The sequence below is a fragment of the Myroides sp. LJL119 genome (assembly GCF_054871605.1).
The window spans coordinates 108633-131453 of the sequence record NZ_JBTXLO010000004.1 but is presented as its reverse complement, the minus strand read 5'-3'; the positions used below and the strand labels follow the sequence as shown (position 1 = coordinate 131453).

Annotated in this window: 19 protein-coding genes and 4 tRNA genes; 9 read left to right on the top strand and 14 right to left on the bottom strand. The window is 33.4% G+C overall.

Translation table 11 applies throughout. The features are described 5' to 3' along the window. Positions 1-575: 575 nt before the first annotated feature. From ACYSNV_RS06945 to polA, 7 genes are all read right to left on the bottom strand, one after another. The gene (locus ACYSNV_RS06945; protein WP_461761839.1) at positions 576-1736 is read right to left on the bottom strand and encodes a dicarboxylate/amino acid:cation symporter; all 1161 of its coding nucleotides are present in this window, start codon (positions 1734-1736) and stop codon (positions 576-578) included. A gap of 97 nt (positions 1737-1833) precedes the next feature. Then, positions 1834-2661 carry a translation elongation factor Ts gene (gene tsf, locus ACYSNV_RS06940; RefSeq protein WP_461761838.1) on the bottom strand — a complete coding sequence of 276 codons (828 nt, stop codon included), beginning with the start codon at positions 2659-2661 and terminating at the stop codon, positions 1834-1836. Between the two features lie 100 nt (positions 2662-2761). Next, positions 2762-3505 carry a 30S ribosomal protein S2 gene (gene rpsB / locus ACYSNV_RS06935; protein WP_461761837.1) on the bottom strand — a complete coding sequence of 248 codons (744 nt, stop codon included), beginning with the start codon at positions 3503-3505 and terminating at the stop codon, positions 2762-2764. Between the two features lie 147 nt (positions 3506-3652). Further along, positions 3653-4039: a 30S ribosomal protein S9 gene (gene rpsI, locus ACYSNV_RS06930; RefSeq protein ID WP_461761836.1), complete on the bottom strand. Its 387-nt coding sequence runs from the start codon at positions 4037-4039 to the stop codon at positions 3653-3655. Next, positions 4039-4494 (bottom strand): 50S ribosomal protein L13, encoded by a 456-nt coding sequence (rplM, locus tag ACYSNV_RS06925; RefSeq protein ID WP_461761835.1) that lies wholly within the window; start codon positions 4492-4494, stop codon positions 4039-4041. Before rplM ends, rpsI begins: the two co-directional genes overlap by 1 nt. 330 nt (positions 4495-4824) lie before the next feature. Then, on the bottom strand, positions 4825-5364 hold the full coding sequence (locus ACYSNV_RS06920; RefSeq protein ID WP_461761834.1) for a 1-acyl-sn-glycerol-3-phosphate acyltransferase: 540 nt from the start codon (positions 5362-5364) through the stop codon (positions 4825-4827). A gap of 1302 nt (positions 5365-6666) precedes the next feature. Beyond that, complete coding sequence (gene polA / locus ACYSNV_RS06915; RefSeq protein ID WP_461761833.1) at positions 6667-9477, bottom strand: DNA polymerase I; 2811 nt, start codon at positions 9475-9477, stop codon at positions 6667-6669. A 178-nt stretch (positions 9478-9655) separates the two neighbouring features. On the opposite strand from polA, the gene ACYSNV_RS06910 reads away from it, so the two are divergent. Both ACYSNV_RS06910 and ACYSNV_RS06905 read left to right on the top strand, forming a co-directional pair. After that, complete coding sequence (locus ACYSNV_RS06910; RefSeq protein WP_461761832.1) at positions 9656-10894, top strand: metallophosphoesterase; 1239 nt, start codon at positions 9656-9658, stop codon at positions 10892-10894. A 74-nt stretch (positions 10895-10968) separates the two neighbouring features. Continuing rightward, a complete protein-coding gene (locus tag ACYSNV_RS06905) occupies positions 10969-11265 on the top strand; it encodes a thioredoxin family protein (protein ID WP_461761831.1) in 297 nt (98 codons plus the stop codon). Here ACYSNV_RS06905 and ACYSNV_RS06900 read toward each other — a convergent pair. The 5 genes from ACYSNV_RS06900 to ACYSNV_RS06880 form a co-directional block, all read right to left on the bottom strand. Beyond that, entirely contained in the window at positions 11260-11874 is a 615-nt protein-coding gene (locus ACYSNV_RS06900; protein WP_461761830.1) for a polysaccharide deacetylase family protein, read from the bottom strand. The genes ACYSNV_RS06905 and ACYSNV_RS06900 overlap by 6 nt on opposite strands. Positions 11875-11946: 72 nt before the next feature. Then, entirely contained in the window at positions 11947-13356 is a 1410-nt protein-coding gene (locus ACYSNV_RS06895; RefSeq protein ID WP_461761829.1) for an efflux transporter outer membrane subunit, read from the bottom strand. 1 nt (position 13357) lies between these two features. Beyond that, complete coding sequence (locus ACYSNV_RS06890; RefSeq protein WP_461761828.1) at positions 13358-16498, bottom strand: efflux RND transporter permease subunit; 3141 nt, start codon at positions 16496-16498, stop codon at positions 13358-13360. Between the two features lie 2 nt (positions 16499-16500). Continuing rightward, entirely contained in the window at positions 16501-17652 is a 1152-nt protein-coding gene (locus ACYSNV_RS06885; RefSeq protein WP_461761827.1) for an efflux RND transporter periplasmic adaptor subunit, read from the bottom strand. An 8-nt stretch (positions 17653-17660) separates the two neighbouring features. Next, positions 17661-18137: a GbsR/MarR family transcriptional regulator gene (locus ACYSNV_RS06880; protein WP_461761826.1), complete on the bottom strand. Its 477-nt coding sequence runs from the start codon at positions 18135-18137 to the stop codon at positions 17661-17663. A 242-nt stretch (positions 18138-18379) separates the two neighbouring features. Between ACYSNV_RS06880 and ACYSNV_RS06875 the strand changes: the two genes are divergently transcribed. From ACYSNV_RS06875 to ACYSNV_RS06860, 4 genes are all read left to right on the top strand, one after another. Beyond that, a tRNA-Gly gene (locus ACYSNV_RS06875) sits at positions 18380-18452 on the top strand. A gap of 39 nt (positions 18453-18491) precedes the next feature. After that, positions 18492-18564: transfer RNA gene (locus ACYSNV_RS06870), tRNA-Gly, on the top strand. Between the two features lie 39 nt (positions 18565-18603). Continuing rightward, positions 18604-18676 (top strand) — tRNA-Gly (locus ACYSNV_RS06865). Between the two features lie 39 nt (positions 18677-18715). Further along, positions 18716-18791, top strand: a tRNA-Gly gene (locus ACYSNV_RS06860). An 81-nt stretch (positions 18792-18872) separates the two neighbouring features. On the opposite strand, the gene pepE is transcribed toward ACYSNV_RS06860, so the two are convergent. Further along, positions 18873-19580, bottom strand: coding sequence for a dipeptidase PepE (pepE, locus tag ACYSNV_RS06855; protein ID WP_461761825.1), 708 nt, complete (start codon positions 19578-19580; stop codon positions 18873-18875). Between the two features lie 244 nt (positions 19581-19824). Between pepE and ACYSNV_RS06850 the strand changes: the two genes are divergently transcribed. From ACYSNV_RS06850 to ACYSNV_RS06840, 3 genes are all read left to right on the top strand, one after another. Beyond that, positions 19825-20583 (top strand): hypothetical protein, encoded by a 759-nt coding sequence (locus ACYSNV_RS06850; protein WP_461761824.1) that lies wholly within the window; start codon positions 19825-19827, stop codon positions 20581-20583. Positions 20584-20669: 86 nt separating this feature from the next. Next, the gene (locus ACYSNV_RS06845; protein WP_461761823.1) at positions 20670-20969 is read left to right on the top strand and encodes a Sec-independent protein translocase subunit TatA/TatB; all 300 of its coding nucleotides are present in this window, start codon (positions 20670-20672) and stop codon (positions 20967-20969) included. Next, on the top strand, positions 20969-21535 hold the full coding sequence (locus ACYSNV_RS06840; RefSeq protein WP_461761822.1) for a phosphatase PAP2 family protein: 567 nt from the start codon (positions 20969-20971) through the stop codon (positions 21533-21535). Before ACYSNV_RS06845 ends, ACYSNV_RS06840 begins: the two co-directional genes overlap by 1 nt. 602 nt (positions 21536-22137) lie before the next feature. Here ACYSNV_RS06840 and ACYSNV_RS06835 read toward each other — a convergent pair. Next, entirely contained in the window at positions 22138-22779 is a 642-nt protein-coding gene (locus tag ACYSNV_RS06835) for an O-methyltransferase (protein ID WP_461761821.1), read from the bottom strand. Positions 22780-22821 lie beyond the last annotated feature (42 nt).

Here is a 22821-nt window from a genome sequence, read left to right as displayed (position 1 = left end):
GTAGTTCTATTTTGTAAAAGGATGTGGATAACTAGATATTTTATGTTGATAAGTAGGTCTAAATTAAGAACAGTTTGTTGATAACTCTATCATTTTGTTGATAATTATAAAAACAACTGTTTATAAGTTGGATCTAGTCCTTGTTTTTCAATACTTAAATTTTTGTGGTTAATAACAGGTATCAATATCAAAACAGGGCATAGGTATGTCAGAAAAGACTTTAGGCTAGGTTTTTAAGTTGCTTTTTGTTGACATTAAAACAATAAGATTATCGAATGGTTATTACTTAAGTGTTTAATTCAAAATATCTTGCTAATTCTTTTTTGTTAGTAAGTAAGAGGGCGTTTTATTGTAACTTATATTTGTAGATTTCTTGAGTTTTAGATATCGGTAATATCGTGTGTTTTATATATAGAACGCGTTAGGAAGCTAGGTGAGTGTCAAATAAGAAGAAAGTTGAAATGTAAATTATGGGGATTTTAATGTAGATGGTGATATAAAACAACATAACACGGTTAAAATAATTTTTTTAACCGTGTTATGTTAATAAGAGTCTTAGCCTTGATAATGTTTGACTATTTTTTTATAGCTATTTTATTTACTATAACTGCTATTGCCCCATCTCCCATAACATTACAGGCTGTGCCAAAACTATCCATTGCAATATAAAGGGCTATCATTAAACTTTGTTGTTCGGTATTAAAGCCTAATATAGAGTGTAATACACCTAATGCTGCCATAATCGCTCCACCTGGTACCCCTGGTGCTGCTACCATTGCGATACCTAACATAAAGATAAACCCTATCATCTGTAGTGGCTCGATTGCTGTACCTTGGATCATCATTAGGGCAATTGCACATGCAACAATTTTCAGAGTACTTCCTCCAAGGTGAATCGTGGCGCATAGAGGAATTGCAAAACCAGCAATTTTTGGATCTACTTGGTTTTTTAATGTCTGCTCTAAGGTAACTGGGATAGTTGCTGCTGAAGATTGAGTGCCTAAAGCAGTAAAATACGCTGGAAGCATATTTTTCATTAATATCAAAGGGTTTTTAGAAGCAACTATTCCTGCTACAACATACTGAATCACTAATAGTAAAATATGCAGTAAGAATATAACTCCGATAATTTTCAAGAAAGTTCCAAGAACCACAAATACTTGACCGCTATAAGTCATATTTAAAAAGATACCAAATATGAAAAGGGGAAGAAAAGGAATAATAACTTTTTCTATAACTTTCATGATTACGTCTTGAAAGTTGTTAAAAACGCCTTCCAAATACGTGTATTTGCCATATGCAAGGGATATTCCCAGTAAAAAAGAAAGTATTAGCCCACTCATGACATCAAATAAGGCTGGTATTTCGATGTTAAAATAGGGCTCTAAGCTTTTTGTTGTTTCCTCTATAATAGAGATTGAATTGGTTTCTAATAGAAAGGGAAAAACACCCATGGAAACACCATAGGTCATAAATCCTGAGAATAGGGTAGAACCATATGCAATTAAGGTAGTGATTACAAGTAGTTTTCCTGCGTTCTTTCCTATGTTGGCTATAGCTGGTACAATTAGCCCAACAATAATCAATGGGATAGCAAAGCTTAGAAAATTACCAAAAATCGCATTGAATGTAATAAATATCCTAGATAGTTGTTCTGGTAAAAAATTGCCTAGTAGACTACCAAAAATAATGGCAATGACAATTTGTAATAAAAGGTTTTTCTTTAAAAATTTCATTTGAATATAGGTCTAAGCTTTCAAATGTATTAAAAAAAATGAAGCCTTGAACAAATATTGTTCAAGGCTTCTATAATTTAGGCTACATTATAAGAAATTATCCTACAACTGAAGCTCTTTTGAATCCAACGATTGTTAATCCTTTAGAAACAGAATCAACATATTGAGCAACGCTCAATTTGTTTTCTTTGATATAGTCTTGATTAACTAAAGTGTTATCTTTGAAGAAACGGTTTAATTTTCCTTTAGCGATGTTGTCTAACATAGCCTCTGGTTTTCCTTCTTGACGTAATTGATCTTTAGCGATTTCAATTTCTTTTTCAATAACATCTGCAGCAACACCATCTTGGTCTAAAGCAAGTGGGTTCATTGCAGCTGCTTGCATAGCAACGTTTCTCGCAGCTTCTTCAGCTCCTTCTACGTTGTCTGATAAAGCAACTATAGTAGCGATTTTGTTTCCAGCGTGAATGTAAGAACCGATAAATGCACCTTCTAATTTCTCAAAAGTTCCGATTTCGATTTTTTCACCAATTACACCTGTTTGCTCGATTAATTTCTCACCTACAGTAATATTTCCAAATGGAGCAGCTAATAACTCCTCTAGAGTATTAAAGTTTAAAGCTAACTCAGCAAAATCAGTAGCTAATTTTATAAAGTCTTCGTTTTTAGCAACAAAGTCAGTCTCACAGTTTAATGTAACAACAGCACCTAAAGTTTTATCTGCATTTACAGCAGCAATAGCAGCACCTTCTGTAGATTCTCTATCCGCTCTATTAGCAGCAACTTTTTGTCCTTTTTTACGTAAGTTTTCAATAGCTAAATCGAAATCTCCGTTAGCCTCAACTAAAGCTTTTTTACAGTCCATCATTCCGGCACCTGTAAGTTGTCTAAGCTTGTTAACCTCTGCAGCAGTAATATTTGCCATTTTATGTTGTATTTAATAGTTAATAAAAAAGTCGTTATGGACAGCTGAATACAAAGGTAAACATCTATCAGCATAACGACTTTATGATATTGTTAAAAAATTATGCTTTAGTAGCCTCTTCTTTAGTAGCAGCAGTTGCTTCTTCTTTTTCAGATTTTCTTTCCGCATTACCTTCGATAATAGCAGAAGTAACTAAAGTTAAAATTTTATCGATTGATTTAGAAGCATCATCGTTTGCTGGGATCACGAAATCAACTTGACGAGGGTCAGAGTTAGTATCAACCATAGCAAAGATTGGAATGTTTAATTTTTGAGCTTCTTTAATCGCAATGTGTTCAGCTTTAATATCTACTACAAATAGAGCAGCTGGTAGACGAGTCATATCAGCAATAGAGCCTAAGTTCTTCTCTAATTTTGCACGAAGACGTTCAACTTGTAAACGCTCTTTTTTAGAAAGAGTCATAAATGTTCCGTCTTTTTTCATTCTATCGATAGATGCCATTTTCTTAACAGCTTTACGAATAGTAACGAAGTTTGTTAACATACCACCTGGCCATCTTTCAGTGATGTAAGGCATGTTAGCAGCAGCTGCTTTTTCAGCTACGATATCTTTTGCTTGCTTTTTAGTAGCAACGAAAAGTACTTTTCTTCCTGATGCAGCAATTTTTTTCAAAGCTTCATTAGCTTCTTCGATTTTAGCTGCAGTTTTATATAGATTGATAATGTGAATACCATTACGCTCCATATAGATGTAAGGAGCCATGTTTGGGTCCCATTTTCTAGTCATGTGTCCGAAATGAACACCTGCTTCTAGTAATTCTTTAACTTCTACTTTGTTTGCCATTTGTGTAATAGTTTACGTTCTGTTACTTTAGCAATGATTAAGTAGCGAGGAATAATTCAATTCGGTCTTAACCATTTAGATGCTAAACTATCTCTTACCTCAGTAAGTTTGCAACAAAAACTTAGATTTTTTAATAATAAATAAATATTAACGTTTAGAGAATTGGAATCTCTTACGAGCACCTTTTTGACCGAATTTCTTACGCTCAACCATACGAGGGTCACGAGTTAGTAATCCTTCAGGTTTTAATACTGCTCTGTTCTCAACTTCAACTTCACACATTGCTCTTGCAATAGCCATACGCACTGCCTCAGCTTGTCCTGTGCTTCCTCCTCCGTATACATTTACTTTGATATCAAAGTTTTCAACATTATCAGTTAATGTTAATGGTTGTAAAACTTTGTACTGTAAAGTAGCAGTTGGGAAATAAGTTTTGAACTCTTTTTTGTTTACTGTAATTTGTCCTGTTCCTTCTGAAACATAAACACGAGCTACAGCAGTTTTTCTTCTACCGATTTTGTGAATAACTCCCATTACTTAATTTCGTTTAAATTAACGGTTTTAGGTTGTTGAGCGTCGTGTTTGTGCTCAGTCCCTACATTTACATTTAAGTTGCGGAATAATTGTGCTCCTAATTTGTTTTTAGGCAACATTCCTTTAACTGCTTTTTCGATTAAAGTTGCAGGATTTTTAGCTTGCATAACTTTAGCAGTTAATACTCTTTGACCTCCTGGGTAACCTGTGTGACGGATATATTTTTTATCCTCTAATTTGTTACCTGTTAGGTTGATTTTCTCTGCGTTGATAACAATTACGTTGTCTCCACAGTCTACGTGCGGTGTATAATTTGTTTTGTGCTTACCTCTTAAAAGTACTGCAACTTTAGAAGCAAGACGTCCCAAATTTTGACCTTCAGCGTCAACAATTAACCACTCTTTTTGAGCAGTTGCTTTGTTAGCCGATACTGTCTTGTAGCTTAAACTTTCCACAATAATTTAGTATTTAATTAAACATTCCATTCCCAATTAAGGGAGTGCAAAAGTACAATTATTTATTTACTATACAAATACATGAGTATTTTTTTTCTTTATTTTTTCTCTCAATGAATTGAGCTGTAAGTTGTTTAGGTGTTCTTTTGCAATGCGAATATACTGTTTTTTGAGTACTTAAAATACGTTTTTTAGCTATAAGTCTTTTATCAATAATTACTTATGGGATTTATTGATAAAGCAATTGAAATTTTAGGTGAAACTAAACTATCGCTAAGTGATTAAGTTTAGTGGTAATGTGAAAAAACGCTGCTGTGTATCAGAGTTATTTTAGTAGTATTTTGGATTATAGTTTTGTGGATATTTAGCCATATTTGCGTTATAATATGGAGATATTTGATCCAATACTTGTTCTACCGTTTTATTTTCAACCCAAATCGTATCTAAGATACCACATTCCTTTTTTTTATAATCTGCATAGCACAGAACAATTGGTACATTGGCCTGTTTGGCCATGTGATAAAAACCTTGCTTCCACTTTTCAGAGTAGGCACGAGTACCCTCTGGCGTGTTAATTATGGCTATACTTGGGTGTTGATTAATCAAATCAACAGCGTATTGTACCAAGTTTTGGCTTTTGGATCGATCTACTCCAATGCAACCTAAGGCTTTAAAGAAAAAGCCAAACCAAGATTTGGTATAGTAGTCTTTAATAAATATTTTGAAAGGCACTCCTATTATCCAAAAACATGCTAAGGAATAGTAGAAGTCCCAATTTGAAGTGTGTGGAACACATATCAAGATAGACTTTTTTTGATCTTTTATTGATATACCATTCATTTGTAGTTTCCATCCTGTTATTGCTAACATAAATTTGCCAAGATTTTTTTTCATTGGTGAGTATTAAAATTTACAATCTGCAAAGTTAAGTAATAATAAGTTGTAGGATCTTGTGGAATGTTTTTTTGGTGCAAATCAAGTGACTTTAATTGCCGTAAGTACTAAGAAATATAGCTTTTTAAAATTTTGTTAATTAAATAGTTAGTTGTATTAAGTAGATTATTATCTGCTATTTGTGTCATTGTTATACAATGGGGAATAATAATGGTAAGTATTTCTCTAATACTTACCATTACTTATTGTTTATAGACTTTATTTATTGGTCTATAAAATACTTTTTTGGGAAAAGTGAAGGAATGCCTTTTTTCTAGGCTTGGTTTTATTGAGGTCAAAAATAAATCTTGTTTTAGTAGCTACAGTTTTTGTTTTGTGAACTAGGCCTTTTTCTTAGTTATAGTAAAAGACTGTATGAAAAATCAGGGTGCAAAAATCCCTTAACATAAGAATTAAAGGTATTATTGAAATTGATTAACTAGTTTTGTCCAAATTAATAAGTGAAATTATCCTTTTGTTTTCAAGTAAAAGTAGTTTCAATTTATAAAGCTTGGTGACAGTTATTTGATAGTGTGATAGTTGTAAATCGTTCTTGTTTGGCTTATCTGTAGAGTGTAACCAAATCAAATGGTATATTGGAATAAATATGTGGTAGTTCATTACCAGTGAGATTTGTCGTTTTATTTTTTATTGTTAAATGTTTTTAGCTGGGATTTGCTAAAAGGTAAGGTTAAAGAAACTTTAGTTTTAACCCTTTATTTAATATAGTCTATAATCCAGAACTTATCTATTTAGTTATAATTTGATTTTGACCACTGTAAAAGAAGGTATTGTTTCACAATTTTTATCAAAGGTAAATCTTTGATTAAGTGATATGGTTTTTAAAAAGGTTGGGCAATGGAAGAGTGTTGTTTAAATCTTGAGAAAAAAACGGTAAGCTATAACAGTAAAAGAAAGATAAAAGTATAGAAAACCAAAGTAGATTATTTAGTGGGTTTAAGTGAAAATTCAATTATTATCAACCGAAAAACACTTAAAATGATGACTAAGCTAACAATGAAATAAGGTTTGTATACATCGCCTGAGCTCTTAGTATTGTAAGTAGGTCAAATATCGAAATGTAATTTTGTTTTTATTTTCTTAAGGTTGGAGATATCAAAAAAGAAAAATGTTTATCAAATCAATGGAGATAACTTTTTGTTATAATGTTTAATTCTAAAAGAGGGTGGCTTGTGGAACACCCTCTTTTAGGCTTACTTAGTAAGCAGGTTTAAAAAATTAATGTGCTTCTAACCAGTTTTGCCCAGTTCCCATATCTACAACAAGGGGCACTTGAAGACTGAAAGCATTCTGCATTTTTTCTTGTACCATTTGTTTTAATCTATCTAACTCTTCTAAGTGTGCATCAAAAACTAGCTCATCGTGTACTTGTAGTAGCATTTTTGATTTCCAGTTTCCTTTGGATAGCTCTTGGTGAATGTTTATCATGGCTATTTTTATAATATCCGCCGCGCTTCCTTGTATTGGAGCATTAACAGCATTTCGTTCGGCCGCTGATCTAACCATCGCGTTATGGGAATGAATATCCTTTAAATACCTTCTTCTTCCCAAGATGGTTTGTACATATCCATTTTCACGTGCAAAATCTATTTGTTTAGAAATATAATCTTTTAGTTTAGGATAACTTTGGTAGTATGCTTCGATTAATTCTTTGCTTTGAGATCTTGTTAAATTTGTTTGATTACTAAGTCCAAAGGCCGATACTCCATAAATAATTCCAAAATTCACTGTTTTGGCATGACTTCGTTGTTCTTTGGTAACATCTTCAAGGGCTACATTAAAAACCTTAGCAGCGGTTGCGCGATGAATATCTAGCCCGTTTTTAAAGGCTTCTATCATATTTGGTTCTTGGCTTAAAGCTGCAATGATACGCAGTTCTATTTGTGAATAATCTGCTGCTAATAATACATAGTTCTTATCTTTTGCAACGAAGGCTTTTCGTACTAGTCTTCCCGTTTCAGTTCTAATGGGAATGTTTTGTAAATTGGGGTTATTTGAGCTTAATCGGCCGGTTGCAGCTACAGCTTGCATGTATTCGGTATGAACTCTATTTGTTTTGGGATTTACTTGTTTAGGTAGAGCTTCTACATAGGTGTTTTGAAGTTTTATTAAACTTCTCCAACTTAATATATCTTGTACTATTTGATTATCTACAGCTAAATTACTTAAAATTTCCTCACCGGTTGCGTATTGACCTGTCTTTGTTTTCTTCGGTTTAGCACCACCAATTTTTAAATGCTCAAATAAAATATCACCTAGTTGTTTTGGTGAAGCTAAGTTAAATTCCTGTCCCGCAAGTTGATAAATTTGAGATTCCAAATCCTTTATTTGGGAATCGAGTTTAAGTTGTAATTCATGTAAAAAGGCTATATCTAAAGCAATTCCTTGACTTTCCATGTCTGCTAATACATCTACAAGAGGCATTTCCAGGTCTTGAAATAGGTCCATTGTATTAGTGGCTATTAACTCTGGATTAAAAACTTGTTTGAGTTGGAAGGTAACATCTGCATCCTCCACAGCGTATTCTTTTACCAACTCAGGGTTTATTTGTGACATGGATTTTTGGTTTTTACCTTTTTTCCCAATTAAATCTTCAATAGGTTGTGGTGTATATTTAAGATAAGTTTCGGCTAAAACGTCCATGTTATGTCTCATATCAGGATTTATAAGATAGTGAGCTATCATGGTATCAAACATCGGAGCATTAACTTGTATGTTATATTGTTTTAAAACTTTAATGTCAAATTTTAAATTTTGGCCTATTTTTTCAATAGTAGTTGACTCGAAAAAAGGTTTAAACTCTTCTACAATTAATTGGGCTTGTTCTCTTTGGTTTGGCAAAGGAACATAAAAACCCTGGTGAGCTTCAAAGCTAAAAGCGATTCCAACAAGATCTGTATTTAAAGAGTCTAAGGAGCTAGTTTCTGTGTCAAAACAAACTGAACTTTGAGACATTAGGCTCTGAATTAGTAATTTACGAGATAAAGCAGTGTCGCAAAGTTGATATAGGTGTTTGGTGTTAGTAAGGTTTGAAAAGTACCCTTGATCTAGGGTAGGTTCATTAGTGTTATTAAATAAATCAAATTGCTCTTGGCTGTTTGTTAGTGTGGTATTCTCAACAACTGGAGTATTTAAATTATTATTATCTACAAATATCTTATCAAATTGCTCTTTCATGCGACGAAACTCTAAATCGATAAATAAAGCTTCGGATTTTGTAATATCAGGCTGTTCTAAAATATACTGTTCGGCATTAAAGGTTACTGGGCAATCTAAAATTATAGTAGCCAATTGTTTAGAAAGATACCCTTTCTCTTTATTTGCTTCTAAATTTTCTTTCATTTTACCTTTTAATTGATCCGTATTGTTTAAAAGGTTTTCTAAGGATCCAAATTGCTTTATGAATTTTTTTGCCGTTTTATCACCCACTCCTGGAAGTCCAGGAATATTATCTACTGCATCTCCCATCATGGCTAAGTAGTCAATAACTTGTAACGGACTTTCTACTTCAAATTTCTCTTGAACTTGTTCCACTCCCCAAATTTCAATTCCATTTCCCATACGGGCAGGTTTGTACATGAAAATATTCTCAGAAACTAACTGTGCATAGTCTTTATCTGGTGTTACCATAAAGACCTGGAAATCTTCTTTTTCTGCCTGTTTGGCAATGGTTCCAATTAAATCGTCGGCTTCATATCCAGGAACTTCAACTATCGGAATGTGCATAGCGGATAGAATTTCTTTGATGTAAGGAACAGCTATTTTAATTGCTTCAGGTGTTTCATCTCTATTGGCTTTATATTCCGAGAAAAGGGCCAAGCGATCTTTACTACCGCCATTATCAAAAGCTACGGCTAGATGGTTAGGTTTTTCTCTTTTTATTACATCTAGTAAAGAGTTCATAAACCCCAAAATAGCAGATGTATCTAAGCCTTTGGAGTTAATACGAGGGTTTTTTATAAATGCATAATATCCGCGAAAAATAAGAGCATAAGCATCTAGTAAGAAAAGTCGATTTTTATTAGCCATGAAAATGGATTTTATTATTTTTTTATTATCCTTCAAAGATACAATTTTTTGTTATGCGTAAAGGGCAAGAGAAATTATCCCTTAGGTCTTTGATACCAAGTGCTATAAAGTTTGTTAAAGGTTGTATATAATGCGATTAATAAAGTATTTTTGCTTGTGTAGAATTTAAATTAATGTAATGATTTTTATAGGATTAGGTTTTTTTTTAATAGTAATAGAGTTTTTTTCGTTTCAGGGTATAAAGCAATTAATAAGCAATAAGAAAGTTCTTACTACTTACTTGGTAGCCAGTGTTGTTTTAGTGGGGTATATTATCTGGGGATATTCCACTTTTAATAGAATGAGTCCTACAAATAATCAGGCTTTAATTTCCTCTAGTTTAGTTTTATTGATTTATCTGCCCAAGCTAATTATGGCCTTGTTTATTATTATCGAAGATATCGTTCGTTATTTAATAGCTGGCTTTAATTGGGTGAAATATCGAATTACCCAGCCTAGTTTACCCACTGAGTTTTTACCTTCCAGACGTCGTTTTATTTCTCAAATCGCATTGGGAGTTGCAGCTTTACCTTTTATATCTGTGTTACATGGAATAGTGATAGGCAGGTTTAAATACACAGTCTATAAGACTATATTAGAGTTTGAGGATTTACCGGAAGCATTTGATGGTTTTACTTTTACACAATTATCTGATATTCATTGTGGTAGTTTTGATAATAAGGAAAAGTTGGTCAAAGCAATTGAATTGGTAAATCAGCAAAATAGTGATATGCTTTTGTTTACTGGCGATTTGGTAAATAGCTTAGCTACCGAAATGGATCCTTGGTATGATGTTTTTAATAAGTTGCGTAGACATAAATATGGGAATTTTTCAGTCCTTGGTAATCACGATTATGGCACTTATGCGAGTTGGCCAGATCAAGCTCAGCAAGATAAAAACTTTCAAGATATTATAGCTATTCATCCCAAAATTGGTTTTACTTTATTGAGAAATCAGGCGGTAGAAATCAAAAAGGATGGACAGAGTATTTTTTTAGTTGGGAGTGAGAATTGGGGGGCCAGGATGAAGTTTATGAAGTACGGAGATTTAGATAAGGCCAGTGAAAGTGTAAGCCCGCAAGATTTTAAGATATTAATGAGTCATGATCCATCTCACTGGGAAGCTCAGATTTTAGATCATCCGAAAAATTTTCAATTAACATTGGCAGGGCATACTCATGGGTCTCAGTTTGGGATCGACATACCAGGTGTTCTAAAATGGAGTCCAGTGCAGTATATATATAAACAATGGGCAGGGTTATACCAAAAGTGGGGTAAGTATTTGTATGTAAATAGAGGGTTTGGATACCACGCTTATAAAGGAAGGACTGGAATATGGCCTGAAATAACAGTTATTGAGTTACGTAGGAAAATGTAATGAATTTTAAAAAAATGTGTATTTTTGTATAATAAATAGATAATAAGTCTACGAAAATTTACAAAAATAAGTTTATGGGTAAGTTTAATGAATTGATATCTGGAAAGTTACCTGTTCTGGTTTGTTTTTATGATTCTAATTATAACAAAGACAATAATAGCGCTTTGGAATTACAGTTACTAGCGAATCAATTACAAGGCAAGGCTCAAGTATTAAAAATAGATATAGTTTTGAATCAGGAATTGGCTCAAGCCTTAAGAATAAAGGTTTCTCCTACTTTATTATTATACAAAAACAAGATAATGATTTGGAGACAAAGTAGTTCCATACAAGCAGATCATTTAGCAAAAGTATTGAGTCCTTTGCTATAGGCAGGAGAAGCTGTAACCTTGGTCTAAGAGGTATTCAAGCAATCGAGGTAGTGTGTAAGTTAAATTTTTTTGAGCCTTTATGCTATCATGAAAGACTATTATATTGCCCTGTTTTATTTGCTTAATACTTTTTTTCAGACAAGCCTTTGGTGTTAGGTTGAGATTATAGTCTTGTGTTAAATTTGACCACATTATAATTTGATAACCCTGTTTTTGAATTATTTTAATTTGGTCCCTGGTGATTTTACCATAAGGGGGACGAAATAATTTGGTGGTAGAGCTTAAATCTTTTTCTAAAATCTCCTGACATTTTTCCAAATTATTTAGGTATGTTTTTAAATCTGTTTCCCATCCATTTAAATGATTAAAGGTATGGTTTCCAACAGTATGTCCCTGTGCTATAATTTGTTTGAAAATATCTGGGTGTTTTTTTACATTATCTCCAATGCAAAAAAAGGTTGCTTTTACTTGAAAGTCTTTCAGTATCTTTAGTACCCAAGGTGTTACTTGTGGAATAGGGCCATCATCAAAAGTTAGATATATCGTTTTTTTTGACGAATTAATATTCCAAGTTAAGCTTGGATATACAAGCGGTAATATTTTTTGCATTAAGCTCATAGACTAAAGGTAAAAAAAAACAAGGAGTGATTGCATTTAGAATCACTCCTTGTTTTAAACTGTTTAATTAACTCCACCACCTACGGCTTTGTATAAAGCTACTAGTGAATTTAATTTAGTTAATTCAGTATTAATGTAACTGAGTTCTGCATTAAGGGCGCTTTCTCGAGCCGTTAAAACATCTAAGTAAGTTGCCATACCCTGTAAAAGTAATTCTTCTGAATATTCAGTGGCATCTGCATAAGATTCAAACTCTTGTTTTTTCAGACTAAGTTTGCTATCAGCAGTTTCATAAGTATATAAAGCGTCTGAAACTTCTTTAGAGGCATTCAACACCGCTTTCTTATAATCTAAATAAGCTTGCTCTTGTTGTGCTTGAGCTACTTGATGTTGAGTTCTAACTTGTCTACCATTTAATAGAGGCTGGGTTAATCCTCCTATAATATTGGCAAATAATGAATTTGCACTAAATAAATCGTCAAATTTCATACTTTGTAGACCGCCGTTTGCTGTGATTTTAAATGTAGGATAGAAGTTGCTTCTACTAACATTTGTTAATTCAAAAGCTCTCATAAACTCTAACTCTGCCGTGCGGACATCTGGGCGATTAGTTAAAAGTTGTAATGGTACACCAATAGCCAGGTCGGTTTGTATTTTTTGCTGATCTAATGTAGTTCGCTCTATTTTCTGGGGAGCCTCACCAAGTAAAATACTAAAGAAATTCTCTGTTAGATTAATAGAGTTTTCAATATCTAAAAGTAAAGCCTGAGCACTGAATAATTGAGCCTGTGTTTGTTTTACAGCTACTTCATTAACTCTTCCAGATTGCTTTAAAGCAATCATTGTTTCCAAACTATTTTGGCGGTTGGTAATTGTCTTATTTGCAACTATTTTTTGTTGGTCTAAAGCTAATAGTTCAAAGTAAGTTTGAGCAATTGTTGAAATTAATTGGGTTTTCACAGCTTGATGCGCTGCAATAGATTGTAGATAACCAGCTGCTGTCGCTTTTTGATTGCTTCTGATTTTTCCCCAAACATCTAATTCCCAAGAGAACTGTGCGACTCCTTCTGATAAGTCTGTTTTTACTCTATTGTCACCATATTGTAGACCTTGCAGTGAGTTTTTTGATAAAACCGAATGCGTGTAGCTAGCCCCTAGATTTAAAGTAGGCACATAGCCCCATTTGCCTTGTTTCATATATGCTTGTGCAGCATTTATGCGTTCTAAGGCAATTCTGATATCCATATTATTCTCTAAGGCTTGAGAAATATATTGATTAAGTTGGGCATCGGAGAAGAGCTCTTTCCATGGCACAGTTGCCATAGAAAGAGTATCTTGATGTATTTTATCTGAACGATAGAATTGCTCATCGATAACCTGCGGTTTCTCGTATTTTTTGGCTACAAAACATGACTGCATTGTTAATCCTAAAATAGCAATTGGAATTACCCTATATAAAGTTTGTTTTTTCATTTTATACATTCTTATGTTCTTCAAATTTGATTGGTTTTACTTTCTCTTGAAGATATTGGAAGATAGCATATAGCACAGGAATAATAAATATACCGATAACTGTACCAATTAATAAACCAAATGCGGCTCCTGTACCGATGGATCTGTTTCCGATATCTCCAACTCCAGTAGCAAAAGCAAGTGGCATTAAACCTAAAATAAAGGCAAATGATGTCATTAAGATTGGTCTAAGACGTGCTTTAGCTCCATTTATTGCTGAATCTGCAATGCTTTCTCCGTGTTGTCTTCTTTGTACTGCAAATTCCACAATTAGAATAGCATTCTTAGCCAGAAGCCCTACAAGCATTACAAGAGCAATTTGAAAATAAACGTTATTTTCTAGACCAGCTATCTTTTGAGATATAAAAGCTCCCATTATACCACCTGGTAGTGATAAGATTACTGCTAGGGGTAGAAGGTAACTTTCATATTGAGCTGCTAATAGGAAATAAATAAAGATTACACATAATGCAAAAATTATCACTGTTTGCGAACCAGCATTAATCTCCTCTCTTGAAAGACCAGTAAAATCGATACCATAATTAGAAGAAAGAGTTTGCTCACTAACCTCTTGAATAGCGCGAATTGCATCACCTGAAGAGTATCCTGGACTCGGCGCTCCTGCAATATTAGAAGAGGTAAATAAGTTGTAACGTGTTACAGATTGAGGTCCATAAACTTCTTTTAGAGAAACAAATTGCGTAACAGGTGTCATTTGTCCAGAGGCAGTTTTAACATAAATTTCATTTAAGCTATTTTTGTTTGTTCTATACTCTGGTAAAGATTGTACCATCACGCGGTATTGTTTACCAAAACGAGTGAAGTCTGCTGCGTAAATTCCTCCAATATATCCTTGTAAAGCAGAAAAAATATCACTTACCAATACGCCTGATTCTTTAGCTCTAGGAATATTTAAATCTAACTCATATTGTGTATAATTAGTATTAAATGAAGACTGAGCATACATAATCTCCGGTCTTTTCATTAGCTCCATTAAATATTCTCTTGACTTTTCATCAAAACTTGTTAAAGAACCACCAGAACGGTCCAATAGCTTTAATTCAAAACCTGAAGACATACCAAAACCTGGAATACTTGGTGGTTGAAAGAAAATCATGTTAGCATCTTGAAATTGCATTGCTGCAATTCCGAAAAGTTTTCCAATAATTGCATCTGTAGCTAATTCTGGTGTAGTTCTCTCCTTAAAATCTTTAAGTTTAACCATTACCATTCCGTAGTTAGATCCTTGTCCGTTAATAAAAGACATTCCGGAAATTACAGTTACGGCATCAACTCCTGGAATTTGTTGGATAATTTGTGAAAAATCTTTTTGTATTGCCTCCACACGGTCTTGCGTTGCTCCAGCAGGTAGTTCCATATTACCCATAATAAAACCTCGGTCTTCGTTAGGAACAAATCCTGTAGGGGTAATTGATGAAGTGTAATAAGTTACTCCTAAACATGCTATGATTATTGCAAAAGTTACCCATTTATGTTTAAGAAGGAATTTAAAGCTATTACCATATCTATGAGTAAGGTTATTAAAACCTACGTTGAAAGCATCAAAGAAACGTCTCACGAAGTTTTTCTTTTTCTCCGGATGATCTACATGTGGTTTTAAAAATAATGCACAAAGAGCTGGACTTAATGTTAAGGCGTTTACAGCAGAAATGAAAATTGCTACAATTAAGGTAATACCAAACTGTTTATAGAAAACTCCAGTAGGTCCCGATATAAAGGTTACTGGAATAAATACTGCTGCTAAAACTAGAGTAATTGAGATAATAGCACCAGATATTTCATTCATAGTAGTTTCACTTGCAGTCTTAGCATCTTGGCCAGTATCTTCCATTTTAGCATGTACGGCTTCCACTACAACAATGGCATCATCTACCACAATTCCAATTGCAAGTACTAAGGCAAAAAGAGTTAAAAGGTTAATAGAGAAACCAAATAAGTTTAGAAAGAAGAAAGTTCCTACAATGGAAACAGGTACAGCTATAAGTGGAATTAATGTAGATCTAAAGTCTTGTAAGAAAATATAAACTACGATAAATACAAGAATAAAAGCTTCGATTAACGTGTTTACCACTTTAGCAATCGATGCATCTAAGAATTCGTTTGTATCCATTAACACTTTGTACTCAATACCATCAGGAAGATTAGTTGCAATTTTATCTAATTCAACATATAAATTTTGAATGATTTCTTGCGCGTTTGAGCCCGGTGTTTGATATATAGCCATCGCAACAGCAGGGTTACCGTTTAAAGCTGTTGCACCAGCATAGGATTGTGCACCTAAATCTATTTGTGCTACATCTTTTAGACGTAAAACTTGCCCGTTATCTAAAGATTTAATAACAATATTCTCATATTGTTCACTTGTTTTATAACGTCCGCTATATTTGATAACATATTGAAAAGCTTGGCCACTATTCTCTCCGAGTTGACCTGCAGCCGCCTCTAAAGATTGTTCGTTTAAAACTTGGACAATATGCGCAGGAACAAGGTCGTAGGCTTTCATCTTGGCAGGATCAATCCATATACGCATTGAATAGTTCTTTGCTCCAAAAGCTGTTGCATCCCCAACTCCACTTACACGTTTAAGTTCTGGAATTACGTTGATGTTCATGTAGTTTTGGATGTAAAGAGCATCGTAGTTAGGATTAGTCGAATGGAAAGCTACGAACATTAAAGCACTGGTTTGTTGCTTTTGTGTGGTAACTCCAGATCTGGTAACCTCTGAGGGTAATAATGGGGTTGCTCTTGATACACGATTTTGTACGTTTACCGCTGCAATATCTGGATCTACTCCTTGTTTAAATACGACTTGAATACTAGCACTACCATCATTTGATGCTGTGGAAGTAATATAGTCCATGTTTTCTACCCCATTTACTTGTTCTTCAATAGGGATAATAACACTCTCCATTACTGTTTCAGCATTTGCTCCCGGATAACTGGCAGCTATCTGAACAGTAGGAGGGGCAATATCGGGATATTGCGTTACTGGAAGTGTGGTTAAACCTAGCACTCCAAGTATTAATATTAAAATAGAAATAACTGTTGATAGAACAGGTCTTTCAATAAAAGTCTTTAACATGCTTAGAAAGATTGTTTAATAGCTTCGTTTATAGATTTAAAATCAACTGGTTGTGGTGTAATTGCAGTCCCGCTTCTAAGAGTACCTAGTCCAGTACCAATAATTACTTGGCCTTTTGTAACTCCTTGATCAACAATTGAAAGGTTGTTTACGTTATCTACCACATTGATTAAAGTTGCTTTAGCTGTATCATTTTCTACTTTGTATACGAAGGTTTGTCCTTGTTGTTCAAAAGTAGCGGATTGAGGAACTACTAATACGTCTTTATATTCGTGAGGTAATAATAAATTACCACTGTTTCCATTACTTAACAGACCTTCTGCGTTTGGAAAAGAAGCTCGCACTTGTACGGTTCCAGTTTGTATATTTACTTGACCTGTGATTGTTTCAATTTTACCCTTATGTAAATAACGTTGGCCATTAGCTAAAATTAAATCCACCTCAGGTAGATTGGCTAATTTTTCTTTTAACGTAGTTCCTGGTGTTTTTTCTAAGAATTGGAAATATTCTTTTTCTGTCATTGCATAATAGGCAAACAACTCTGATTCATCAGAAACAACAGTTAAAGGCATAGGGTCCGATGGACTTACTAATGATCCAGTACGGTAATTGATAGCACCAACACGTCCGTCAATAGGACTTCTAACCACTGCAAAATCAATATTCGCTATAATTGATTGATAATTAGCCTTCGCGCTTGCGTGTTGACTTTTCGCACTTGCCAAGGTGGCTTGAGCGGTTTCAAGTTCTACATTACTGATTATTCCTTTTTGGACTAATGGAATTAGTTTGTCAACATTTACTTGAGCAACATTCACTTGAGCTTCGGCTGTTAAAATAGCCGCTTTTGCTGCATCTGCATTTTGTGTTAAAATATTAGTCTCAATTCTAAATAAAGGTTGTCCTTTTTTTACCATTGCGCCTTCATCCACATAAAGTTCCTCTATGTATCCAGTTACCTTTGGTCTTACATTACTGTTCACTTTTCCTTGTAATGTAGTAGGGAATGAACTGTAAGCTGTAACATTTTGTGAGGGCACTTCAATAACCTTATAAGGTGCAGCACCGCGTGCAGCTTGAGGCGCTTTTTTATCGCATGATGTTATGCTAATCGCTAAGGATGCAAGAACGATAGTGTGAAAATAACGTTTCATATAATTACTTAATTTGTGCTTTTTAATTTTTCTATTGTTTGTGTTAATTGTATTTTACTTTTTTCTAAATGTTCTAGATATAAATCATTGGTAGCTTTACAGCACTGTGTATTTACTAATCCTCTATCTTGTAGATTACGCAATTTGGTTCCTAACTCTTTTTCTTTAATTAGTATGTCTCTAATCATTGTTAGTCGTTTAGTAACATAGTCTTGATTTAGCCTGAAAAAGCGTTTGCGTTCATCAATCTTGTTGAATTGTTCTATTAAGTTACTTGATAGTAGTAGATGGATACTAGTGGAAACTGAACTTTTACTTGTATTGAGCTTTTCAACAAGTTCGTCGAAAGTGACCCCATCCTTATTGTTAACAAAAGTAATATAAGTATATACTTGTGCAGTTAAAGGCGAAAACCTGTAAACTAGCTCGTAATGAGAGCAATAGTCTTGAAAAAGTTGTAATATTTCTGGATCTATTTTTTGCATTTTCTACTGTAAGATTATATAAACAAAGATAAAGTTAGTTCGCAATATTCAAAACAAAATGAACCTAATTTTTTAGCTTTCTTTGAATAGAATATGTTAAAATTTATATTTTTTCGTTTTTTTAGTTTCCATGCATTGTATTGATTTACTGATAGAAAGAAAAGAGGCAGAGTGAGGGTAGAAAAATTACTTTTTTTTTTTGGATAAAAATTAAAAAATGCGTTATATTTGCAATCTCAAAAGCGGAAGTAGCTCAGTTGGTAGAGCTCCAGCCTTCCAAGCTGGTTGTCGCGAGTTCGAGCCTCGTCTTCCGCTCTAAAAAAACTTGATGGTAGTTTTAAAATATCATTATCTGCGGAAGTAGCTCAGTTGGTAGAGCTCCAGCCTTCCAAGCTGGTTGTCGCGAGTTCGAGCCTCGTCTTCCGCTCTAAAAAAACTTGATGGTAGTTTTAAAATATCATTATCTGCGGAAGTAGCTCAGTTGGTAGAGCTCCAGCCTTCCAAGCTGGTTGTCGCGAGTTCGAGCCTCGTCTTCCGCTCTAAAAAAACTTGATGGTAGTTTTCAAATATCATTATCTGCGGAAGTAGCTCAGTTGGTAGAGCTCCAGCCTTCCAAGCTGGTTGTCGCGAGTTCGAGCCTCGTCTTCCGCTCCAAAGCCTAAGATATCTTAGGCTTTTTTTATGATGTGTATTAAATAAAAAAAATCCTCTTTAAGATTCTTAAAGAGGATTTTTTTATTTTAAATTTTTTAAACTAGAGCCTGGGTCAAGTTCATATGGTTTATTGTTTTGTGTAAAAATTCTAGCAGGAAGATTTCCTTTTAATAAGATATTGTCTTGAGTTACCTCTAGCCAGCTACCCTCTCTTAGACCAACGACAGGTTGGGAGTTAAGTGTGTGGAATTCGTTAATCCTTGTCTCTCTTGTTTCTCCCATGTGTTGTGAGTCTGGTAAAGGATCTAGGTAGTGGGGATTTATATTGAAAGGGACAAATCCAAAAGTTTTAAAACTAGGAGGGTACACAATAGGCATGTCATTTGTCGTTTCCATTGTTAAGCCACAAATGTTGCTTCCTGCACTACAACCTAGATAGGGTGTTCCATTGTTTACTGTATCTATAATTGCCGAGATAACCTTGTTGTGATATAGCTGTTTTACAAGTAAAAATGTATTTCCTCCTCCAGTAAAGATACCCTGTGCGTTGTTAATTGCTTCTATGGGATCATCAAACTGATGTAAACCAACCACAGTTTTGTTTATCTTACTAAAAGCTTGTGCTACTTTAAGGGTATACTGCTCATGTGTGATTCCACTTGGTCGAGCATAGGGTATGAACAGAATAACTTCTGCTTTTTCAAAGTGTTTCTCTAATGTGGGTAAAAGGTAGTCTAAATATTCTCCTTGAAATAAAGTAGAGGTACTTGCTATAAGTATTTTCTTCATGTTTTTTATTTTAACAAGGCTCTAAATTAATTTTCTTATTGATATTAAGCAAAGAAAATAGAAGTTTAACGTTTTAATTTTTACAGAGATGCAATTTGATGTATTACTGAATTATATGTTAAATAATACAATATAAATATAGATAGATAGTTATGTTATTGAGTTTTAACATAAGTTTGAGTAAAGAAAATTTTTATATCTCTTATTATGAGATACTTTTACCTCAAAGACCTAGAGTATATTTATGAAATTAAGCTGGATAATTTTCACCTTGCTAATAGGAATTAGCGTTATGGGGCAGACTCGTTACTCCATTCAGGGCAAGATTGTTTCTCGTATAAAAGATTTACAAGGGGTGTATATCGCCAATATTAGTGCCGGGAGCTCTACTATGAGTCAAAGGGGTGGTTATTTTACTATTTCTGCAAGAAAAGGGGATACATTAATGTTTTCAGGAGCTTCTTTTGTTGGATATCAACATGCATTAAGTAGTGAGGACTTAAATAGAGATATTATTCTTATACCATTAGAGAGGAATGAATTCTATACGGAGCTCGATGAGATTGTTATCACTAAGATAACTTCAGAATCCTTAGGATTAGTTCCCAAAGGGACCAAACGATTATCTAACGCCGAAAAGCGACTTTATACCGCAACTAAAGGTGGTGGGATTATCTCGGTTGATGCAATTGTTAATATGATTTCCGGACGTACCAAATTATTAAAGCAGGCATTAGCCTATGAAAAGCAGGAAATGAAGAAGGAGAAAATTTTAAATTTCTTTGATGCCGAGTACCTATACAATGAGTTTTCTATTCCTGTTGATTATGCACAAGGGTTTGGTTATTATGCATCTGGTGATGCTCAGATGTCGGTTCTTCTAAGTGGTGAGACTTTTGAAAAAGATAAAGTTAAATCTAGGCTTGGTGAATTGGCTCTAGATTTTATTGAGCTTATTGATTTAAAGAGTGAAAGTGAGCAACACATACCTAAGGTTGAATAAAATTTGAAAGAGTATTAAATTTTATAGTGAATAAAAACAATAAACTTTGTAGATTTGTGGTCTACAATGTTATAAATTAAATAAGTATGTTTGGTATAGGCGGAGGAGAGTTATTTTTTATTTTATTAATAATTCTTATGTTATTCGGATCTGATAAAGTGCCAGAAATGGCGCGTACGTTTGGAAAATTTATGGCTCAGGTTAAAAATGCTACCAATGATATTAAGCACGAGATTAATAAAAATGTCGAGCAGGCTGGTATAACAGATGAAATAAAAGAAGCTTTTGATGTTGATATTAATCCAGTGAAGGATATAAAAGAGGAAATTAACAAGCAAAAAGAAGACTTTGAGAATATAACTGGACCAATAAAACGATTACCTTAATGTTAGAAACAATTATAAAGTTAGACAAAGAACTATTAATTTTTTTTAATAATTTAGGTAGCACATCTTTCGACAGTTTTTGGTTATTTATAACTAAGCAATTAAATTGGATACCTTTTTTTCTTGTTTTGCTGTATGCAGTATTTAAAAAAGTAAGTCTAAAGACCTTGGGTGTTATTTTGTTACTCCTTGCTTTATTAATTACAGTAACTGATCAGTTTACCAATTTGGTAAAATGGAGTAGTCAACGTGCAAGACCTTGTAATACAGATGATATAAAACACTTATTGCGAATAATTAGATGTAGTGACTCATTGAGTTTTTTCTCGGGGCATGCTTCGAATTCGACTGCTACGATGACATTTTTGTTTTTGATATTGCGTAAATATTATAAATATGCCTTTTTGGTGTTTGTTTTTCCTTTAATATTCGCATATAGTCGTATCTATTTAGCCTTGCACTTTCCTGGGGATATTCTAGTGGGAGTACTTGTAGGGGTATGTTTTGGTCTGATTTGGTATCAATTATACCTATATATTGAAAAAAAGTATCTTATGCATGACTAATCATGCAAAAAAGATGTTTTAATTGAAATTTAAGAACATTAAAAAATACAGTAAGTTTATATCTTTGGTTTTAAGATATTCTTTGGGTAATTTGAGTTTAAAATGATTAATTATATGGGCTTAGTAGCTGGAGAATCTGTAGGGAGTACAGCGGGGTAGCACTATCCTATTTTCAAAAATTACATTTTGTCTTTGTATAGGTAAATATAACTAACAATTCTTTCTCTTTTGTTTATTAATTAATGTAATGTTCTGTTTAATGGTTGCATCCTATTAAAATCGAATTTATGGTAGAGGATACTCTAAAAGGATTTGTGAATACTTCATGTATCTATAGAAGCAAAAATAGAATAAGTAGAATTTTAAATAGTTATAGCAGTATAGTATACTTTGTCGGGAAGTAAAGTGTTTTGGTAACTAATCATATAGAATGACTCTTAACTAGTTTAGTTTACCGGGTTTGTGATTTGAATTGTTAAACTCAATTAAAGAAATCTTTTGATCTGTGCGCTTTGTTTAATTAAATATGGTAAATTGATTTTACCAATAGGCTGAAGAAGATATTCCTCAGCCCAAAGTAGTGTAGTTAAATCTTATTAAGCTTATTTTACTCTTGATATAGTTAACCCATCTCTAATAGGAAGTAATACAGTTTCGACTCTAGGATCTTCCTTCAAAAGTTTATTATAATTATCTATAGCCAAAGTGCTTTTGTCATTTGCTTTAATAACTTCAAGCACCTTACCAGACCACAGTACATTGTCCGATAAAATTACTCCTCCTTTATTCATTTTATCAATGATAAGATGAAAATAATTTTCATAATTAGGTTTGTCTGCATCTATAAATACTAGGTCATACTTTTTATTTAAAGTAGGTATAATGTCTATAGCACTGCCAAGGTGTTGTGTTATTTGATTACCGTATTTGGAAAGATCGAAATATTTTCGTTGAAAATCAACTAGCTCTTCTTTGATGTCAATGGTATCTATACTACCGGAAGGCTTTAGGCCTTCTGCTAGACAAAGTGTAGCATATCCTGTAAATGTACCTATTTCCAAGACGTTTTCAGGATTGATAAGTTTTGAAATTAAGCTTAAGAGTCTACCTTGAAAATGTCCACTTAACATTCTTGGTTGTAAGATCTTCTGATGTGTTTCTATATCTAGTTTCGTTAATAAATCAGGCTCATTTTCAGAGTGCAATTGGGCATAATTTTCTAATTCAGATGATATAAAATGCATGATATTTATTTTAGTATTGAGTAAGACAAAGATAATTTTAAA

Bases quoted from the DNA above. Each gene is read 5' to 3' on its own strand.
- ACYSNV_RS06850 (WP_461761824.1), top strand. From the start codon at position 19,825: ATGAAATTAAGCTGGATAATTTTCACCTTGCTAATAGGAATTAGCGTT.
- ACYSNV_RS06920 (WP_461761834.1), bottom strand. From the start codon at position 5,364: ATGTTAGCAATAACAGGATGGAAACTACAAATGAATGGTATATCAATA.
- tsf (WP_461761838.1), bottom strand. From the start codon at position 2,661: ATGGCAAATATTACTGCTGCAGAGGTTAACAAGCTTAGACAACTTACA.
- ACYSNV_RS06880 (WP_461761826.1), bottom strand. From the start codon at position 18,137: ATGCAAAAAATAGATCCAGAAATATTACAACTTTTTCAAGACTATTGC.
- ACYSNV_RS06890 (WP_461761828.1), bottom strand. From the start codon at position 16,498: ATGTTAAAGACTTTTATTGAAAGACCTGTTCTATCAACAGTTATTTCT.
- ACYSNV_RS06910 (WP_461761832.1), top strand. From the start codon at position 9,656: ATGATTTTTATAGGATTAGGTTTTTTTTTAATAGTAATAGAGTTTTTT.
- pepE (WP_461761825.1), bottom strand. From the start codon at position 19,580: ATGAAGAAAATACTTATAGCAAGTACCTCTACTTTATTTCAAGGAGAA.
- ACYSNV_RS06945 (WP_461761839.1), bottom strand. From the start codon at position 1,736: ATGAAATTTTTAAAGAAAAACCTTTTATTACAAATTGTCATTGCCATT.
- ACYSNV_RS06845 (WP_461761823.1), top strand. From the start codon at position 20,670: ATGTTTGGTATAGGCGGAGGAGAGTTATTTTTTATTTTATTAATAATT.
- ACYSNV_RS06840 (WP_461761822.1), top strand. From the start codon at position 20,969: ATGTTAGAAACAATTATAAAGTTAGACAAAGAACTATTAATTTTTTTT.
- rpsB (WP_461761837.1), bottom strand. From the start codon at position 3,505: ATGGCAAACAAAGTAGAAGTTAAAGAATTACTAGAAGCAGGTGTTCAT.
- ACYSNV_RS06900 (WP_461761830.1), bottom strand. From the start codon at position 11,874: ATGCAAAAAATATTACCGCTTGTATATCCAAGCTTAACTTGGAATATT.
- ACYSNV_RS06895 (WP_461761829.1), bottom strand. From the start codon at position 13,356: ATGAAAAAACAAACTTTATATAGGGTAATTCCAATTGCTATTTTAGGA.
- polA (WP_461761833.1), bottom strand. From the start codon at position 9,477: ATGGCTAATAAAAATCGACTTTTCTTACTAGATGCTTATGCTCTTATT.
- rpsI (WP_461761836.1), bottom strand. From the start codon at position 4,039: ATGGGAGTTATTCACAAAATCGGTAGAAGAAAAACTGCTGTAGCTCGT.
- ACYSNV_RS06905 (WP_461761831.1), top strand. From the start codon at position 10,969: ATGGGTAAGTTTAATGAATTGATATCTGGAAAGTTACCTGTTCTGGTT.
- ACYSNV_RS06835 (WP_461761821.1), bottom strand. From the start codon at position 22,779: ATGCATTTTATATCATCTGAATTAGAAAATTATGCCCAATTGCACTCT.
- ACYSNV_RS06885 (WP_461761827.1), bottom strand. From the start codon at position 17,652: ATGAAACGTTATTTTCACACTATCGTTCTTGCATCCTTAGCGATTAGC.